The sequence below is a fragment of the Arthrobacter sp. STN4 genome, assembly GCF_024539665.1.
Taxonomy (GTDB): domain Bacteria; phylum Actinomycetota; class Actinomycetes; order Actinomycetales; family Micrococcaceae; genus Specibacter.
In genome coordinates, this window is record NZ_JAKZGX010000064.1 from 1 (window position 1) to 2000 (window position 2000).

General features: G+C 69.2%; 2 protein-coding genes and 1 pseudogene. All 3 read left to right on the forward strand.

The features are described 5' to 3' along the window. Window positions 1–155, forward strand: a pseudogene (locus MMF96_RS19290) (UTP--glucose-1-phosphate uridylyltransferase); the annotation flags it as partial. A 5-nt stretch (window positions 156–160) separates the two neighbouring features. Continuing rightward, window positions 161–778: a GNAT family N-acetyltransferase gene (locus MMF96_RS19295; protein ID WP_176615189.1), complete on the forward strand. Its 618-nt coding sequence runs from the start codon at window positions 161–163 to the stop codon at window positions 776–778. 176 nt (window positions 779–954) lie between these two features. After that, window positions 955–1773, forward strand: a complete 819-nt coding sequence (locus MMF96_RS19300) for a hypothetical protein (protein ID WP_256884463.1) — start codon at window positions 955–957, stop codon at window positions 1771–1773. The last annotated feature ends 227 nt before the right edge of the window (window positions 1774–2000 follow it).

A 2000-nucleotide genomic window follows, 5' to 3' on the forward strand; every position in this document is an offset into this window, starting at 1 on the left:
GCGTGTACGGTGTGGTGTTCCGGGGCCGGCGCTATGACACCGGGGACAAGCTCAGCTACCTCAAGGCCGTGGTGACCCTGGCCTGCGAAAGCGAGGACCTCGGCCCGGACCTGCGCGACTGGCTGGGCGAATTCACCGCCGAGCTGGAGAAATAACGCCCGTGTGGGGCCAGGCCATTTGGCCGGTGACGCTCGAATCCGGTGACCTGGTCCTGCGCCCCATCAAGCTGCGGGACAAGGCGGAGTGGACGCGGGTGCGCGCCCGCAACGAGGCCTGGCTGCAGCCGTGGGAGGCCAGCAACCCTGCCAGCCAAGGCGCACTGCCCACCTTTGGCGGCATGGTCCGCGCCCTGAACGAGCAGGCTCGGGCGGCCGCCGCACTGCCCTTCGTCATCACCGAACGGGTGCCCGGGCGGGCCAAGCCCGTCATCGTGGGGCAGCTGACGGTGTCCTCGATCATGTGGGGCTCGGCCATGATGGCGACGCTTGGCTATTGGGTGGACCAGGACCGGGCCGGGCGCGGCATTGCACCGACGGCCGTGGCCCTGGTGACCGACCACTGCTTCCGCACCCTGGGCCTGCACCGGATGGAGATCAACATCCGTCCGGAAAACGGCCCCAGCCTGCGCGTGGTGGAAAAGCTGGGCTTCCGTGACGAGGGCCTGCGCCCGCGCTACCTGCACATCAACGGGGACTGGGCCGACCACCGCAGCTTTGCGCTGACGGCCGAGGAGGTCCCCGGGGGCCTGCTGAACCGATGGCTGGGCAGCCTGCGGTAGCCGGGCCGCAGTAATTGTTTGACCACCTTGCGACACACCGGCAGTAATGCTGCTGGCGGCATGTTTGGCCTCTAGGGTTGAAATGTGGAAGCGACGCCGGGTTTCCCATTTTTGGTGGTTGTTGTGACTGCCACGCCGCAGCCGGCACAACAGACCAGCAGTAGCAGGAGACGTCAATGGAACGCATTATTTCCGACGCCCACACCCCCGTGGAGCCGGAACGCCCATCCGCCGCGCCCGTTTCCGGCCATTCGCCACTGCGCATTTACTGGGGCCGCACCGGCGTTGCGGCCGTGGGCCTGATTGCGCTGTTCACCGCAGTGGTATCGGGCGCCCTGACCGTCGTGGGCCTTGGCTCGGCTCCGCTGGCCTGGGCGGGCCTGGTGGTTTTCCTGGGTGTCCTGGCCGGACTGCGTGCCGTGGCCGTGCGCGATGACAACGCCCGCCTGGCTGCTGCCCGCCGGGCCGCTGAACGCGCGACGGCGGACGCGGCGTCCGCGGCATCGACCGGACCCGCCGTGGAACCGCGGGAGACGGTCCTGTTCGACGGCGCCTCGGGCGGCCTTGAGGCAGACGCCACCCCGGTGCAAAAGCCGCTGACGGCCGAGGAGCTGCGCAACGCCGCCCTGCGGGTCGCCGCCAAGGGGACGGCAGACGCCAAGCTGGCCCACACACAGACCCTTGCCGAGGGAGAACTTTCCGCCGAAACATGGGTGCCGGTGGATGTGCCCAAGCCCGCTTATGTCACGGCTGCCCGGGCTGCCGCCGCGGCCGCCATGCCGCTCGCCGTGCCGGAAGTCCCGAAGTCCGCCGGGACCTCCATCAAGGCCGACCAGGCCGGAATTGGCGTACCGCCGGTTGACGGCGAGGCGCCGGCCGCCGTCGTCATCGGCGGGGGCTCGGCAGAGGAAGCACCGGTTGCCGCCGCCCCGCAGGCCAACAATGGCCGCGGGCTGAACAACCTCGACGTCGTGCTCCAGCGCCGCCGGGCATAACGTCCCCGCTGGCCGGGCAGCGAGCCCTGCGTAACGTCCCCGCTGACCGGGCAGCGAGCCCTGCGAGCGCGTCGAGACCAGGGGACCGATAGGCGGGCTACGTGGTGCCTCATGTCAAGATGCTCGCGAAATGCTTCCCGCGTGCCTCAGCTAAAGTGCTCGTCAAATCATCATGCTGCGTGGTGGGTTTGGGAGTAGGTCTTGGCCGCGGCCATCCGGATGAGTTG

Bases quoted from the DNA above. Each gene is read 5' to 3' on its own strand.
- MMF96_RS19300 (WP_256884463.1), top strand. From the start codon at position 955: ATGGAACGCATTATTTCCGACGCCCACACCCCCGTGGAGCCGGAACGC.